Origin of the sequence: Pseudactinotalea sp. Z1748 (genome assembly GCF_049725185.1) — a bacterium.
Classification (GTDB): Bacteria; Actinomycetota; Actinomycetes; order Actinomycetales; family Beutenbergiaceae; genus CALKWS01.
Genome location: NZ_JBMPQB010000001.1, coordinates 486,449 through 501,023, shown reverse-complemented (window position 1 = coordinate 501,023; position 14,575 = coordinate 486,449). Strand labels below are relative to the sequence as shown.

Here is a 14,575-nt window from a genome sequence, read left to right as displayed (position 1 = left end):
CCCCAGCCCCCGCCGAAGTCAGCATTAGTCGGCTGAACGCGCCGCAAAGTCGACCAATGCTGGCTTCGGCGGGGGATGGGCGGGTATGCACACTGGGAAACTGTGTCCACAGGTGCTGGTGGGCAGCCGCTATGGGCGCGGTGGATTGGTGCTTACTGGCGTCATGCGCACGGTACCGATCCCGGAGGGCCTGCTGCGGTACACCCACTGGCAGTGCGGCCTCATTTCCACCGCGCAATGCCGGGCTCTGGGCATCAGTGGCGACCGGTGCGCCACCCTGGTCGCTCGCGGCATGTGGAAGCGGGTCGTGCGCGGCGTCTACGACACCGAGCCGGACCGTCCGACGGACTTCGACGCGTCCCGGCGCAAGGCCGCCTGGACCGGCCTGCTGGCGATCGGCAAGGACGCCATTGCCGTGGGGTGCTGCGCCCTGGCCCTCCATGGCGTCGCAGGGCTGCCCCAGCAGTTGACGCCGGAAGTAGCGCTCACAGGTGGGCGCTGGCTGCGGGGACCGGTCGGCGTCGTTGTGCGCCGGTATCGTGACGTGCCGGTGCGGGTGCGGTACGCCGGCTGGCAGGTGAGCGACGTCCCCACCGCACTCGTCCACGCTCTGCCACTCCTGCGACGCGATCACGGGGTCGCCGTGCTCGATTCGGCCCTCAACCAAGGCCTCATCAACACCAGCGACCTCACCGACGTCCGCCGGTGGCTGCAGGGGCGACGCGGTGCCGCGCGAACCAGCAGGTGGTGGCCGCTCGTGGATGGTCGCGCCGAATCACCATTGGAGACGTGGGCCCGGCTCGACTGTCATGACCACGATCTGCCACCGGACCAACTCCAGGTGGTGTTGCGCGACGCCACCGGTACGCTCATCGGGCGCGGTGACATGGGATGGCGGCGCCGCGACGGCGGTTGGGTCATCGTCGAGATGGACGGACGCCAGGTCCACAGCGAACCCGAGGCGCTCTTCCGGGACCGGCAGCGCCAGAACCGGTTGCTGGCCGAGGCGGATGCCACCGTCCTGCGATTCACCAGCCGCGACCTGCGCCCACCCGGCACCATCGCCCACCACGTCCGCCAGGTCCTCACCACCACCCGCCGAAGTCAGCATTGATCGGCTGAATCTGCGGGCAAAGTCGATTAATGCTGGCTTCGGCGGGTGGACAGCGCCGGTCCGCCACGGTTAGCGTCGAACCTACCCCCCGGGGAGCGCGCGGAGCGCTGAGAGTGCGGAGAGTCCGCAGACCCGTCCACCTGATCCGGTTCGTACCGGCGTAGGGAGTTGGGCACCCGCCGATGAGCGTCGGCGGCTCGTGAGGTACCCCGGGACCGGAGGCACCGATGATCACCACCGGCCACGGCAGCACGGAGGCAATCACCACGACCGGCACCAGCGAGGCCACGCCACGCGAGTTGGGCGTCGGGATGCGATTCAGCCTCCACCCGCACACCGACGACTTCGTGCGCGTGATCCTGGACTCCCTCGCCGAGGTGGAGGCGAGCGGCGCGGGCGAGGGGCTGGTGATCGAGACCGACGAGGTCAGCACATACGTCGGTGCTCGGGCGGTGCCGGCCGAACAGGACCTGGCCGGCTACCTGGTGGCTGCCATCGCCGCTGCCTCCCGGCACTCCGGTGGCGGGCACGTCGCCGCCCACGTGCTGTTCTCCCGCGGTTGCCCGGGCGAACGTACCTGCGACCTGACCTCCACGATCCTGCCCGAGGTGGCCCCGGTGCGCCTGGAACCCACCGGCATCGAGGCGGTGGCGCAGTGGTCGCTGTACCCGCTACTCGATGGTGGGGATGATGCCGGCGAACACATGTCCATCATCGAGGCGGCTATCACCCGCGCACAGGCGCGCGGGGTTGCCGCCCCTGCGGCCCACTACGCCACCAAATTCACCGGCGACCTCGCGGAGGTGGTGGCCACCGCCGTCGACGCGTGGGCGCGGGTGGGCACCACCGTCCCGCACGTGGCGACCCACCTGACCATCTCGGTGGGCTCACCCACGCCGGCCCGCGGGACGTAACCGCGCCAGCCCAGTTCACGAGCGCCCGTCCGCCTCGCGCACTGGCGGTGTGGGGTACGCGCTCAGGGAGCCCCGTCGCGCACCGTGGTGACCAAGTCGGTGAGGCTGGGCTTCGCCGGGGTGGAGGCGAACCCGAACCGCACCGGCGGGTCGATCGGAACCATCGCGCCCAAGTCCGTTCCATCCCACGAGGTACGAGCACCGGCGAGGCGATGAAGGTCGCTCGCACCGTAGTACTCCCTGCGCCCACCCCCGGCCGAACCGCGGGTGCGCACCCCTGGCAGGGCCACCCGCGCGACCGGATCGGTCAGGAGGGTGAACCAGGGCGCACCGGTCACCGCAGCGGGCAGCGCGCGCAACAGCCAACCCACCGCTGCCCGCTTGCCGATCTGCACGGTTGCGGACAGTGGGCCGGCTTCGATCTGCCACCGCTCCCCCGCCGTGGTGGGCGCAGTCCGCGGCAGCGCCTCAGCCGGTACGGGCGGCTGGGAGGAGCCGGGATCTGCCATTCCCCGCACAACGGCGTCACGCGCACGAGCCCCTGCCGGGGATCTGGGCGCATACCGGTGCACGGTCACGTTCGCGGGCTCGACGGCATCGAACTGGTAGGTGGCCGAGACGAACTCGGCGACCTCCGTCGATGGCGCCAGTAGCACTCGATGCCCGTGCGGATGCTGCACCATCACCCCCGCGAATGGCCCCAGCGGAGTGGTGTGCCAGTTACCCACGACGAACCGGGTCCCACCGGCGGTCCCCCAACCGGCGATCCGACCGGAGAACCTCCAGGTGCGGGGCGGAGTGGAGCGGGTCATCCCCCATGGTCCATCGGCAGGCGCCGGCGCACCAACCGCGGCGCAATCACTCGGAGCACCGGGCCACCCGGAGCAACTGCCCACCCGGCCCGCTCCCCGACCCAAGACCACCGGCGGACACAGTACCCGCGCCGCCCCGCACCCCGACTGCCGGCCCCGCTAACCCCCGAGCAGCGTTCCGATCGGACCGCGCACGAAGTAGAAGACGAACATCAGCGAGGTCACCCACATCAGCGGGTGCACCTTGCGGATCCGTCCGGCACCTACCTGGATGATCACGTAGGCGATGAACCCGGCGCCCATCCCCGCGGCGATGGAGAAGGTCAGCGGCATCATCAGGATGGTCAGGAACGCCGGGATCGCCACCTCGGTGCGCTTCCAGTCGATCCCGGTCACCTGGGCCATCATCAGGAAGCCCACCAGCACCAACACCGGCGTAGCCGCTTCGAAGGGCACCAGCGCCACGATCGGGGAGAACAGCGTGGCCAGCAGGAACGCGATGCCGACCACCACGCTGCTCAGCCCGGTCCGGGCCCCCTCACCGACGCCGGCTGCGGATTCGATGTACGCGGTCGCCGTCGATGCCGATCCCGCCCCGCCGGCGATGGCCCCGAAGGAGTCCACCACCAGGATCTCTCGGGTCCGCGGCGGGTTGCCCTGCTCATCCAGCAACTTGGCCTCGGCACCCACGGCCACCATCGTGCCCATGGTGTCGAAGAAGTCGGCCAGCATCAGGGTGAACACCAGCAGCAGGACGACGACGATGCCGACCTTCTCGATCGAACCGAGCAGGGAGAAGTGGCCCAGCAGGGCGAAGTCGGGCAGCGAGATGATCTCCCCGCTGATCTCGGGCGGGTTGAGCTGCCAACCCCAGGGGTTGTCCTCCGAGGCCCGCCCCACGTTCAGGAACGCCTCGGCAAGCATCGCCAGCCCGGTGCCGACCACGATCGCGATCAGCAGTGCCCCGCGAACCTTGCGCACCCACAGGATGCCGGCGGTGAACAGCCCGATCACGAAGATCAGCGAGGGCCACCCACCCAGCGACCCATTCAGCCCCAGTTCCACCGGCGTGGCCATCGAGGCCGGGATCCGGATGATGCCGGCGTTGACGAGGCCGACGAAGGCGATGAACAGCCCGATGCCCACACTGATGGCCATCTTCAACTCGAACGGAACCGCGCGGAACACCGCCTGCCGGAACCCGGTGAGGACCAGGACGAGCATGATGATGCCCTCCAGCACCACGATGCCCATCGCATCGGCCCAGGTCAGCCCGGCGTCGGGCAGCGCGGCGATCGAGTAGGCCACCACGGCGTTCAGGCCCATGCCGGCGGCGATGGCCAGTGGGAAGCGCGCCACCAGACCCATCGCGATGCACAGCACCCCAGCGACCAGGGCGGTGGTCGCCGCCACCCGGGGGACGGCCAACTCCTCGATCCCGCCGATGAAGTTGCCCGTGCCGTCGGGCACGGTGCCCAGGATCAACGGGTTGATGACGATGATGTAACTCATCGCGAAGAACGTGACCAGGCCACCGCGGATCTCACGCCCGATGGTGGAGCCACGCGCAGAGATCTCGAAGTAACGGTCCAGGAAGCCGGCGAATCCGGAGGTGCGCTCATCCTCGCGCGTGGATTGTCCCATGGGGCACTATCTTGGCCAGCCGAACTCGGTTCCGTCCAATCCCGACCATCAGGTGGGGAAGTGCCCGACGACGGCGCCTCGCCCGGCCGCAGCGACTCACCACCGCAGCACCGCCGTCACACGGGCTCACGCCGTCGCCGTCGCCGCCGCCGTCGTTGTCCGCGTCGCCGTCGCGCGAGGCTCTACCATCAAGACGTGCGCAGCCTCGACCCCGAACGAACACCACAGGAATTGCAGCCGGCCAGGGTGCCCTCCGTGCTGGTGTTCAGCGTGGGCATCCTGATCTGGTTGGCGGTCCTGCTGGTGCTCGGCGCCCGCCACCTGCTCGGCTACGGCGCCGACGGCCGACTCGCCTCGATCGCCGTGGCCGGCGTCGTGCTGGGCGCGGCCGGCCTGATCTGGGCCTGGCTACGCCCACGGCCCAAATTCGCCGCACCCACCACCGAACCCGCCCCCAACCCCCAGGACCCTTCGTGAAACTGCTCCTGCCCGACTCCATCAACCTTGACCTGAACCTGCCCGACCAGGTGCAGCCCGTCACCTACGCGGTGACCGAGCCGATCCCGCAGGAGCACCGCGACGCCGAAGCGATCGTGCTGTGGGCCATTCCCGGGCACCGCATGGTCGAACTCCCGGCGGAACTGCCGAACCTGAAGTGGGTGCAGGGCCTGATGGCCGGCATGGACGCCGCGGTGAACGCCGGGTTCAGCGAGGACATCACGATGACCTCCGGGTTGGGTCTGCACGCCGGTCCGGTGGCCGAGCACACCCTCGCGATGGTGCTGGCCGCGGCCCGCCGACTGGACCTGTGCGTGCTCTATCAGGCCAACAACGAATGGGATGAGACCCGCCTGGGCGGCAACCAGGCCCTGCGCACCGGCAACTTCTCCACCCTGTCCGGGGCTCGGGTGCTGATCTGGGGCTTCGGCTCCATCGGGCAGGAACTGGCCCCCTGGATGGCCGCGATGGGCGCCACCGTGACCGGGGTTGCCTCCTCCGCCGGGGAGCGCGCCGGGTTCCCGGTGATCACCGCGGCGGACCTGCCGGACGAACTCCCCCGCACCGATGTGCTGATCAACATCCTGCCCGCCAACCCCCACACCGAGGCGATCGTGGACGGCGCGGTGTTCGAGGCGCTGCCGCGCCACGCCTGGTTCGTGAACGTGGGCCGCGGGGCCACCGTGGATGATGCGGCGCTGCTGGAGGCGTTGCAGCAGGGCAGCATCGGCGGGGCCGCACTCGATGTGTTCCGTACCGAACCGCTGCCCTCCGACGACCCGTACTGGAGCGCCCCGAACGTGATCATCACCCCGCATTCGGCCGGTGGGCGTCCGCGCAACTCCGAGCCACTGATCGAGCAGAATGTCCGCGCCTACCTGGCCGGGGAGGAACTGGCCGGGCTCGTCACCCGCTGACCGGTGCGCATCGGCCCCTCGAGGACGTCGTGACCGCCCGTACGGTGCACGTGCCGATCGAGCGGATCGGCACGTGGATCACCGGCTTCGCCGACCGTCACGACGGGGCCGTGGTGCTGCCCGAAGACACGGCCGACGACGGCGACCCCGGGGTCGTGCGGATCCGCGGCGGTGACGGGGAACTCGCCGAGTTCTCCCGGTGGCCCCTCGGCTCCGGTGCTTCCGGCGGCGCGGGCCATGGCACCGGCCTCGACCTGCGGACCGGGGAGGACCGCGGCACGACGGGCGCCACCAACCCGGAGGCCACCGACCCCGACGCCAACGACGCGACCAGCGCGGCGGCGCTGGCCGCGATCAGCGCCTGGTGCGCCCCGCCGGCCCACCTGGGACTGGTGCTGATCCGCCGCGGAGGTTACGCCGTCGGCCGGGCCGAAGGTCCCCACCTGCGCTCCCACAAGAGCGGCACCAAGTACGTGCAGTCACGCACCGCGGCGGGCGGGTGGTCCCAGCAGCGGTTCGCCCGCCGGCGCGGCAACCAGGCCGATGCGCTGGTGGGTGCGGTGGTGGAACTGGCCGCGTCGCACCTGCTGCCCGCACCGGTGGGGTCTGCGCCGGGCTTGCCGCTGGGGTTGGTGGTCGGCGGGGACCGGGCGCTGGGTGAGCAGGTGCTGGCCGATCCAGTGCTGGCGCAGGTGGCCGCGCTGCCCCGGCGTACGTTCGCCGATCTGCCCGAGCCCCGCTTCGTCGTACTGGAACGGGCCCTGCGACGCGGGCGCAGCGTCCCCGTCCGGCTCACCCCGGCCCAGTAGGGTGGAGCGCGTGATCGTTCCTACCCCCAGCCCGGCATGATGCGCCGCCGCCTGGTCAGCGCCGCGGTGGCCCTGGTAGCCGCACTGGCACTCAGTTCCTGCACCGACCCCTCCCCGGAGCGTCCCGAGCCCACCGAGACCGAGGAGACCACCGCCGCCGAAGAGGAGGCGCCGGAGGACGAGGAGGAGGCCGATCCGCAGTTCAGCGACGACGACGTCACCCACGCCCAGGAACTCATCGCGCTGCACCTCACCAGCCTGGAGTTGCACCAGGTGATCCGGTCCAAGGCCGATGTGGTGGAGGAGGTGGACACGCTCTCGCTGAGCCTGTTCACCTCCCACTACGACGAGGTGGAGGCCCTGGAGGGCATGCTCACCGACTGGGGTGAGGAGGTTCCGGAGGGGCCGGACACCGAGGTGGTCACCGATGCCGAGATCCGTGAACTCGGTCCGGCGTCGGGCGATGCGGCCAACGCGCTGTATCTGGAGCAGATGATCGCGCTGCACCAGGCCCGCTCGAACATCTGCGAGGACGTGATCCTGGACGGGGAGAACCCGGAGTTGGTGGACCTGGCCCAGTCGATGCTGAACAGCCAGCAGCACGAGGTCACGCACATGCGGGAGATCCTCGCCGGCCTGGACGTGGAGGACGACGAAGGCGACGACGACGGCGACGCGCCCGACGACGACTGAGGCCCCGCCGCCGTTCGCAGGCCCGACCCACGCTCCCCGCCCGCCGAGGGCGATAGTTACCGTCCAGGGCGATACCTGCCGGGCTCGATCTCGGCGGCGAGGCTCGCCCTCGGCGCACGGTTGGGGTCGGTCGGCGGGGCTCGCCCTCGGCGCACGGGCACCGGCCGGCTCAATCCAGGGTGAGCACGGTGGTGGCGGTGGTGCCGTCGCGGTAGGTGACCTCGACCTCGAGGCCGTCGCGGGCGGCGCCGGTGAACTCCTCGCCCGGCAGCCACAGCGCGAAGCGCCCGCGCGAGACGGTGGCGGCGACCTCCCCGTGGTCATTGCTCCGGTACGCCACGCCCGTCACCTCCACACCCGCGTGACCGGCAGCCATGGACAGGCGTTGACCGCTCATGTGACCCACGCCCAGGTCCGTGGCGAACAGTTCACGCTCCCCCACGTCGGTATAGCCGGTGGGGAAGCCGATCGAGCCGATCATCCCGTCGCGGAAGATCCCGGCGGAGTCGTCGGTGATGCACAATGCGGAGAACCCGTCCGGGCCGGCCAGCATCACGGTGGTCCACACCCCGCGACTCTCGGCGATCGCGACGTGCGCGTCCGCCAGTGGGTCGGCGTAGTCGTCGCCCGCCCCGTCGGCCAGGTTCCTGCGGCACTCCTGGGCCGCCGCCGGGCGCTGTTCAGCCGCCACCTCGGCCGGGACCGGGGTCCAGGTGGCGAAGGCCTCATCGCCTCCGGTCATCGGGGGCATGGTCACCAGGGCGGTGGCGAGGGCCGCGGCGGCGCCACCAGCCAGCAGGACCCGGCGGGTGGAGCGTGACCATCGGGCAGGTTCAGGCCGCCCCGCCACCGTGGGGTCGCTGGCCACGATCGCCCGCAGGTCCGCGAGCGCACGTGGGCCAGTGGCGTCCACGCGCGCGTCCGCGGCGTCCAAGGACCGGAGCGTCCTGGTCAGAGTGTCGGTTCGATCCATCAGGGGGTCCTTTCAGCAATGGCGCGGGCCTGGGTGGCGGATGTGTTCCGAGGGTGTCGGGGTGGATCGCCGAGGTGCAGGCGCAGCGCCCGGCGGGCCCGGCTGACCCGCAGCCGGAACGCCACCGGCGAGATCCCGAGCACGGCTGCGGCCTCGGGCGCGTTCAAGTCATCGAAGACCGCGAGCGCGAGGGCTTCCTGATGGGTCTCCGAGAGGCGCTGCCACGCCCGGGCGACGTCCACCCGGCGGGTCACCTGCTCCGCGGGCTCCAGTACCGAGGATGTCGCCAACGCATCGGCCAACCGCACCCCGAGCGCATGGCGGCGTTGGTCGCCGCGACGCTCGTTGAGCAGGAGGTTGCGGGCGATCCCGAAGATCCAGGGGCGCGCGTCTCCTGCCGCTGGTACGTCATCGAAGCGGCGCCACACCACCAGGAAGACCTCCGCGGCCAGGTCCTCGGCGCGGTCGGGATCAGCCCGGCGCTGCACGAAGCGGACCAGATCCGGGTACACACGCTCAAACAACGACCGGAACGCGTCCTCGCGGTCGCGATCATCCGAAGTCTCGCTCATACCCGGTACCTGTCCGACACCTGCTCCAGTGTGTCGCACGGCGCGGGATGCCGGGGGCGTCGACGGCGCCGATCAGGAGCTGCGCCCGATCAGGAACTGCGCCCGATCAGGAACTGCGCCCGATCAGGAGTGGCGACCGATCAGTACTCCAGGCGGCAGTGCAGCGGGGCGCGCGACTCACCCAGCACGCACACACCCAACTGGCCCAGATGCACCGACGCTGCCACCGAGGGAGCGGTGCTGATCGCCTGCCACGCGGCCCGCATCCCCTCGGACCAGTCGATGTCGTCGAGGACCACCACCCCGCGAGGCATCACCGCTTCCACCTGGGCGAAGTAATCGGTGGTGGCCTGCCCGTCGTGGTGGCCGTCGATGAACACGTAGTCCGGTGCCGCCTCGGCCAGGACCGCGGGCAGTGTGTCGGCGAACCGGCCCGGGACCACCCGGGCGATACCGCCCAGGTGCAGGGACGCCAGCGTCGCCTCGGCGACCTCGGCCAGAGCCTGCCCGCCCTCGAGGGTGACCAGGTGGCCCTGCCCGTTCAACCGCAGGGCGCCGGCCTGGTAGGCGGCGGAGATGCCCACCGCTGCCCCCATCTCCACGCACGAGCGCGGGCGGGCCTGCCGCACCAGCCGCATCAGCAGCGCCGCCCACATCCGGTCCTTGCTGGCCACCGTGGTCAGTCGCCCCAACGACTGGCTGCCCAGGCGTCCGGCCGCGGCCTCGTCGTCGGTCGGCCTTGCCGTGGTGGGTGCGCCGGCGCCGTAGTCGCGGTACTGCACCATCCGGTCCGAGGCCCTGAGTTCCTCCCGGCGGACCTCGATGCGCTCGGCGACCTTCTGTTCGGCCGGGCTGAGTTCGCGGCGGGTGACGGCAACCAGGACCGCCTCGATGAGCGGGTCCAATTCGCGCGGGGCGCCACCCGAGCCCAAGCCCGCGATGTCCGGGATTCGCGCGCCGGCAGAGGTACGTAACCGGCGGACCAGCCGTGAGGACGCCAGCCGGCTCCGCGTCGAACGTGCTCGCACCCGCCATCTCCTCCCGCGCTGGCTCTGCCCGAGCAGTCTACTGACGCTGCGAACCAACGCATGCGGGGCCGCGAGGGTGCGCGAGCGCGGTCAGCGGGTCACGCCGGGAGCTGGCGCTGGCCGAACCAGAGCATCTGCAGGCGGCGGGCGTTGGCGCCCAGTCGTGGGTGCAGTCGGCCGGCGGTCTTGGCTACCGCGAGCACCGCACGGGCCAGGGGGCGAGGGATGCGCCGCGGGCGTTTGCCGTCGCCGAGGTGCTGCAGGAACGACGACGTGGTCCACCCTTCCCAGGGATGGATCACCGGGCCGGTGGGAACCTCGGTCGCCGAGGCCAGGTGCAGCGCGTGCGACGCGACCTGCTCGACCATGACCTGTGGGGTGGGATGATCCCCCGGTGCCGCCACGCAGGACAGCGGGGAGCGGGCGAGCCGGCGGACCTGGTCGGTCACGCCGCGGCCGGGGCCGTGCACGGAGGTGGGGCGGTAGGTCACCACGGTGGGGCCGGGCGCACCGTGGTCAGCCCGCCGCGCGCCGCGATCGGACTGTTTCGCGCCGTGATCGGGCTGCGCCACGCCCGGATCGGAGTGTCCCGCGCCGGGCGTGGGTGGCTGGTGAAGGCCCGCAGCAGACGCCACCTGCTCGCCCCACAGTTTGGACCACCCGTACGGTGACGTCGGTCGGGGATCGGCGCCGGGGTCCAGCACCTTGGCCTCGCCGTGCACCGCGGCCGAGGAGACGTGCACCACCCGCTCCACCCCGGCCCGCGCAGCGGCGCGTTTGACGACGCCGGGCAGCAAGGCGTTGGCGCCCACCAAGTCATCGGTCATCCCGGCACCGGGCGTGGCCAGGCCGGCGGCGTTGATCACCACCTCCGCCTCGGTGAGGTCGGCGGCCAGGGTGGTTGCGTCGTCGTCGGCCCTCACCGCCTGGGCGAGTACCGCATCGGTGCCGCGGGCGGCGGTGGTGAGCCGGGGGGCCGGGACCTCGAGGACGTGGTGGCCGGCGTGGCGGGCGGCGGCGCACACTGCCGAGCCGACGAAGCCGGAGGCACCCAGCACAGCGATGCGCACCTCGGCTCCCTTCGGGTGTGCCGGGCCGGGTGGCTCGGCAGCGGTTGCGGCTACTCCACGAGGTCGCCGAGTTGGACCAGGTCCTCGTTCTCGGCGACGAACTCCGCGGCGCGGTCCTCGATGAAGGCCTGGGACACCTGCTCCAGGGCCTCGAAGTCCAGGTGCACGATGGACTGGGCCCCGTCCGGGGAACGGCCCAGCCCGGTGACCGGGGCGGAGATGAAGTTCACGTCACCGGGACGGATGTTGCGCATCGACAGGGCCAGGTTGCGCATGTGGGAGATCTGGAAGTACTCATCCACCGCCACGTTCTCGGCGACCACGATGAGCAGGTCGTTCAGGCGCCCGGGGTTGGTGAGCACGTCCCGGTTGAACGCCGAGACCATCATCGCGCGCATCCAGTTCTGCTGACGTTGCATCCGGGAGAGGTCCCCGCCGGAGAGGCCGTGCCGCTGGCGGGTGTAGTCCAGGGCCTGGGACCCGTTCAGCCGGTGGGTGCCTGCGGGCAGGTCGGTGCCGCCGGTGCGCAGGGGTTCGGTCAGGGTGATCTCCACCCCGCCGAGTTCGTCGGTGATGGCCTGGAAGGACTCGAAGTCGGTGACCATGATGTGGTCCAGGGTGATGCCGGTGAGATCTTCCACCGTCTCGATCATCAGGGAGGGCCCGCCCCAGGAGAACGCGGCGTTGATCTTGGCGTCGGGGTGGCCCGGGATCGGCACCCAGGAGTCGCGCGGGATGGACATGAACGTCATCGACTCCCGGTCCCCGGAGACCTGGGCGATCATGATCGCATCGGTGCGCTGCCCGCCGGCCTCCCACTGGCTGGGGTCCCCGGCGGAGATCCGCGAGTCCGATCCGAGCACCAGGATGTTCACCGGGTCATCGCCGTCGGACTCCTCCTCGGCGTCATCGTCGTTGTCCTCGCCGGAGTCGCGGTCCTCGCGCCCGGCGAAGGGGTCCTCGAAGCGTTCGATGCGGTCATCGATGCGGTTCTGCATCACGAGGAACGCCACGACCGGCACCGCGATCAGCAGCGCCACCAGCGACAGGGCGATGATGAGCGCCAGTTTGGTGCGCGAGCGGGGGGGTTCGTTGGCCATGCTGCTCAGGATATGGGGGCGCGCCCAGCCCACAGCCGAAATCGTGTGCAGGTGTGGTGGAGTTATCCGGAACCGCTCGTTGCGCCAGGGCCGGCTCGGCGAAACGAGTGGAGGCGGACGAGAGTGACCTCAGCGGCTCTCGCGCACGACTTCCAGGACCGCCGCCGGCCTCGACCGCAGCGAGTGGGGGATCTCGACCAGCCCGCCCTCGCTCACCGCCACGAGCGCGGATTCATCCCCGTCCGTGGTGAGCCATGCTGCCCGGCTTCCGGGACGGATCTCCTCCGGTAGACGAACGGCCGCTTGCTGCGGCTGCAGTGCGTGCAGGTAAAGGGTGCCTTCGCCTTGTGTGTACGCCACCGGACTCGTCCCACCTTCGCCGGCATCGCCCGCACGGAGCCACGGCCGCGTTCGGTGAATCGCGCGTGCGTTGACGCCCATCCAGTCGCCCAACTCGGCAAGTGTTCGGCGCTGGAGTTCGGGGATCGTGCCATCGGCCCGAGGGCCCACGTTGATCAGCAGATTGCCGTTCTTGCTGACGACGTCGATGAGTTGATGAATCAGTTCGACCCCGGTGAGCGTGAGGTCGGCAGACTCCGCAGAGTTATAACCGAATGAGAGCCCCAAACCCCTTGTCGACTCCCAGGGGGTTTCCAGGACGTCGTCAACATTCGTGTATTCCCGGGTGAGGAAACCGTGATACGGAATCCCCCATCGGTCATTGATGACTCCCTCGGGAACCCTGTCGAAATATCGCCTCAGGAGTGCCGCCAACCCGTAGGAGTCACGCCCCTTACCGGCGTCCGGCCATTCGATGTCGTTCCACAGGATGTCGGGCTCGAACCGCTCGACCAGTTCGTCCAGTTGCGCGGCGGAGAATTGCGCAAATCCGGGATCGTTCCGCCGGAACCGGAACAGATCCACATCCGACTCGATGGCGGGAAAGTTGCTCGCGTGCCAATCCAGTGCGCCGGAGAAGTACGTGCCGAACTTCAGTCCGAGTGCGCGAGTGGCGTCGTGCACTTCTCGCACGACGTCGCGTCGGGGACCCCGGGCCGCAGAGTTGAAACGGGTCGTTGGAGTGTCCCAGAGGCAGAAGCCGTCATGATGCTTGGTGGTCAGCACGACGTATTTCGCCCCGGTGTCCCCGAGGCTGCGCACGAACTCGGCAGTATCGAAGTCACCCAGGTTCCACACATCGGCGAAGTCTTCGTAACTGTGGCCGACCCCGTACTTTTGCTCGTGGCGGGTATGCGTGGGGCTGCCGGCGATGCGCACGGTGTTTCCGTACCATTCCGCGTACTTGTGGTGCGCATACGCATCTTCGACCGGCACTTGCGTACCATCGCCGACCGTGGCCCAGGCTGGAACCGAGTAGAGCCCCCAGTGGATGAATATTCCCAGTTTTGCATCGCGATACCACGTCGGCACCTCGGCGCGCGGATATTCCGGGGCCTCATCCGCAGCGAAAACCGGACCCTGGCGCTTTTCGAAATTCAACATCGCACAACTCCTTTTTCAAATTCTTCATTAGCGGCGGCCGCTGCACCCACAGCCGCGGCCCACGGACCCATGCTTGATAGCGTGATGCATAAGTCCTGCTTGGATACTGGTGGATTTTCCGATATCTCGGTGTGTACACCCGGTTCGATCAGATCCCACGCGTGCAGAACACCGCCGCCCAAGATGAAGTTCACATTGTCGAGCAGCGTCGCCACGGTGACCATCGCCTGACCGAGGGCTTGACCGGCGTCGCGGAAGACCTCCCGGGCTCTGCTGTCCCCGCGGCGGGCATACGTCGCCACCTCGGACGCCGAAAGATCCGACGGCTCGCCGATCTTTCTGGCGTAACGCGTGGCGATGCTCCGACCGGAGGCTTTGGACTCGAGGTGACCGAAACCGCCACACGTGCACGCTTCGGAGCCGTAGCCCGAGGTGTGTCCGATCTCGCCGGCCGCGCCATTCGCCCCCCGATAGATGCTGCCGTCGAGGACCAGTGCCCCACCGATCCCGGTTCCGATCGTCAGGCCCATGAAGGTATCCATCCCCTTCGATCGAACCACGGTCAATTGGCCCAGACAGAACGCGTCAACGTCATTGACCACTAGCGCAGGTACGAGCAGGCTTTCGGACAGGCGGGGACCAAGGGGGAATGCGGTCCAATCCCGGAAGGAGTCCGAACTTGCCAGAATGGTTCCGGACTCGATGTCCACGACGCCGGCGGCTCCCGCCCCGACGGCGACCAACCGCGACCGCGGCACATCGGCGAGAAGGCCGGACAGCAGCGAAGTCGCCGTACGCAACATCGCCTCCCCGCCTTCCCGCGCCGGCGTCGGTGCGGTCCCGGTAGCGAGTTGCTTGCCGTCCTGCTGGATCAGCACCGCATTGGTCGTCGTGCCTCCGATATCAAGACCACCTACGATTCCCATCG

At 69.8% G+C, this 14,575-nt stretch carries 15 protein-coding genes and 1 riboswitch; of the genes, 6 read left to right on the top strand and 9 right to left on the bottom strand.

What is annotated here, in order from left to right:
* Positions 1–163 precede the first annotated feature (163 nt).
* Together ACO0LU_RS02370 and ACO0LU_RS02365 are read left to right on the top strand one after the other, a co-directional pair.
* Complete coding sequence (locus ACO0LU_RS02370; protein WP_424789816.1) at positions 164–1,114, top strand: hypothetical protein; 951 nt, start codon at positions 164–166, stop codon at positions 1,112–1,114.
* Between the two features lie 79 nt (positions 1,115–1,193).
* A riboswitch (TPP riboswitch) is annotated at positions 1,194–1,298 on the top strand.
* Positions 1,299–1,341: 43 nt separating this feature from the next.
* Positions 1,342–2,028 (top strand): YkoF family thiamine/hydroxymethylpyrimidine-binding protein, encoded by a 687-nt coding sequence (locus ACO0LU_RS02365; protein WP_424789815.1) that lies wholly within the window; start codon positions 1,342–1,344, stop codon positions 2,026–2,028.
* Positions 2,029–2,090: 62 nt separating this feature from the next.
* Here the strand turns inward: ACO0LU_RS02365 and ACO0LU_RS02360 are convergent, their stop codons facing one another.
* A complete protein-coding gene (locus ACO0LU_RS02360) occupies positions 2,091–2,840 on the bottom strand; it encodes a hypothetical protein (protein WP_424789814.1) in 750 nt (249 codons plus the stop codon).
* A gap of 159 nt (positions 2,841–2,999) precedes the next feature.
* Positions 3,000–4,484 (bottom strand): NCS2 family permease, encoded by a 1,485-nt coding sequence (locus ACO0LU_RS02355; protein WP_424789813.1) that lies wholly within the window; start codon positions 4,482–4,484, stop codon positions 3,000–3,002.
* A gap of 195 nt (positions 4,485–4,679) precedes the next feature.
* Between ACO0LU_RS02355 and ACO0LU_RS02350 the strand changes: the two genes are divergently transcribed.
* The 4 genes from ACO0LU_RS02350 to ACO0LU_RS02335 are packed head-to-tail and all read left to right on the top strand — an operon-like array spanning position 4,680 to position 7,401.
* Positions 4,680–4,961 (top strand): DUF2530 domain-containing protein, encoded by a 282-nt coding sequence (locus ACO0LU_RS02350; RefSeq protein ID WP_424789812.1) that lies wholly within the window; start codon positions 4,680–4,682, stop codon positions 4,959–4,961.
* Positions 4,958–5,899: an NAD(P)-dependent oxidoreductase gene (locus ACO0LU_RS02345; protein ID WP_424789811.1), complete on the top strand. Its 942-nt coding sequence runs from the start codon at positions 4,958–4,960 to the stop codon at positions 5,897–5,899. Before ACO0LU_RS02350 ends, ACO0LU_RS02345 begins: the two co-directional genes overlap by 4 nt.
* A gap of 29 nt (positions 5,900–5,928) precedes the next feature.
* The gene (locus ACO0LU_RS02340) at positions 5,929–6,708 is read left to right on the top strand and encodes an acVLRF1 family peptidyl-tRNA hydrolase (protein WP_424789810.1); all 780 of its coding nucleotides are present in this window, start codon (positions 5,929–5,931) and stop codon (positions 6,706–6,708) included.
* A gap of 39 nt (positions 6,709–6,747) precedes the next feature.
* Positions 6,748–7,401 carry a DUF305 domain-containing protein gene (locus ACO0LU_RS02335; RefSeq protein ID WP_424789809.1) on the top strand — a complete coding sequence of 218 codons (654 nt, stop codon included), beginning with the start codon at positions 6,748–6,750 and terminating at the stop codon, positions 7,399–7,401.
* 169 nt (positions 7,402–7,570) lie between these two features.
* Here the strand turns inward: ACO0LU_RS02335 and ACO0LU_RS02330 are convergent, their stop codons facing one another.
* From ACO0LU_RS02330 to ACO0LU_RS02300, 7 genes are all read right to left on the bottom strand, one after another.
* Positions 7,571–8,374: a hypothetical protein gene (locus ACO0LU_RS02330; RefSeq protein WP_424789808.1), complete on the bottom strand. Its 804-nt coding sequence runs from the start codon at positions 8,372–8,374 to the stop codon at positions 7,571–7,573.
* Positions 8,374–8,946 carry an RNA polymerase sigma factor gene (locus ACO0LU_RS02325; RefSeq protein ID WP_424789807.1) on the bottom strand — a complete coding sequence of 191 codons (573 nt, stop codon included), beginning with the start codon at positions 8,944–8,946 and terminating at the stop codon, positions 8,374–8,376. Before ACO0LU_RS02325 ends, ACO0LU_RS02330 begins: the two co-directional genes overlap by 1 nt.
* A gap of 140 nt (positions 8,947–9,086) precedes the next feature.
* Positions 9,087–9,974 carry an O-methyltransferase gene (locus ACO0LU_RS02320; protein ID WP_424789806.1) on the bottom strand — a complete coding sequence of 296 codons (888 nt, stop codon included), beginning with the start codon at positions 9,972–9,974 and terminating at the stop codon, positions 9,087–9,089.
* Positions 9,975–10,072: 98 nt separating this feature from the next.
* Positions 10,073–11,044 (bottom strand): NAD-dependent epimerase/dehydratase family protein, encoded by a 972-nt coding sequence (locus ACO0LU_RS02315; protein WP_424789805.1) that lies wholly within the window; start codon positions 11,042–11,044, stop codon positions 10,073–10,075.
* A 50-nt stretch (positions 11,045–11,094) separates the two neighbouring features.
* Entirely contained in the window at positions 11,095–12,144 is a 1,050-nt protein-coding gene (locus ACO0LU_RS02310) for an LCP family protein (protein WP_424789804.1), read from the bottom strand.
* Positions 12,145–12,273: 129 nt separating this feature from the next.
* Positions 12,274–13,647 carry an alpha-L-fucosidase gene (locus ACO0LU_RS02305; RefSeq protein WP_424789803.1) on the bottom strand — a complete coding sequence of 458 codons (1,374 nt, stop codon included), beginning with the start codon at positions 13,645–13,647 and terminating at the stop codon, positions 12,274–12,276.
* Entirely contained in the window at positions 13,641–14,573 is a 933-nt protein-coding gene (locus ACO0LU_RS02300) for an ROK family protein (protein ID WP_424789802.1), read from the bottom strand. Before ACO0LU_RS02300 ends, ACO0LU_RS02305 begins: the two co-directional genes overlap by 7 nt.
* Positions 14,574–14,575 lie beyond the last annotated feature (2 nt).

Excerpts from the sequence above, each read along its gene's own strand:
- ACO0LU_RS02300 (WP_424789802.1), bottom strand. The coding sequence starts at position 14,573 with ATGGGAATCGTAGGTGGTCTTGATATCGGAGGCACGACGACCAATGCG.
- ACO0LU_RS02335 (WP_424789809.1), top strand. The coding sequence starts at position 6,748 with ATGCGCCGCCGCCTGGTCAGCGCCGCGGTGGCCCTGGTAGCCGCACTG.
- ACO0LU_RS02325 (WP_424789807.1), bottom strand. The coding sequence starts at position 8,946 with ATGAGCGAGACTTCGGATGATCGCGACCGCGAGGACGCGTTCCGGTCG.
- ACO0LU_RS02310 (WP_424789804.1), bottom strand. The coding sequence starts at position 12,144 with ATGGCCAACGAACCCCCCCGCTCGCGCACCAAACTGGCGCTCATCATC.
- ACO0LU_RS02305 (WP_424789803.1), bottom strand. The coding sequence starts at position 13,647 with ATGTTGAATTTCGAAAAGCGCCAGGGTCCGGTTTTCGCTGCGGATGAG.
- ACO0LU_RS02370 (WP_424789816.1), top strand. The coding sequence starts at position 164 with ATGCGCACGGTACCGATCCCGGAGGGCCTGCTGCGGTACACCCACTGG.
- ACO0LU_RS02355 (WP_424789813.1), bottom strand. The coding sequence starts at position 4,484 with ATGGGACAATCCACGCGCGAGGATGAGCGCACCTCCGGATTCGCCGGC.
- ACO0LU_RS02330 (WP_424789808.1), bottom strand. The coding sequence starts at position 8,374 with ATGGATCGAACCGACACTCTGACCAGGACGCTCCGGTCCTTGGACGCC.
- ACO0LU_RS02365 (WP_424789815.1), top strand. The coding sequence starts at position 1,342 with ATGATCACCACCGGCCACGGCAGCACGGAGGCAATCACCACGACCGGC.
- ACO0LU_RS02360 (WP_424789814.1), bottom strand. The coding sequence starts at position 2,840 with ATGACCCGCTCCACTCCGCCCCGCACCTGGAGGTTCTCCGGTCGGATC.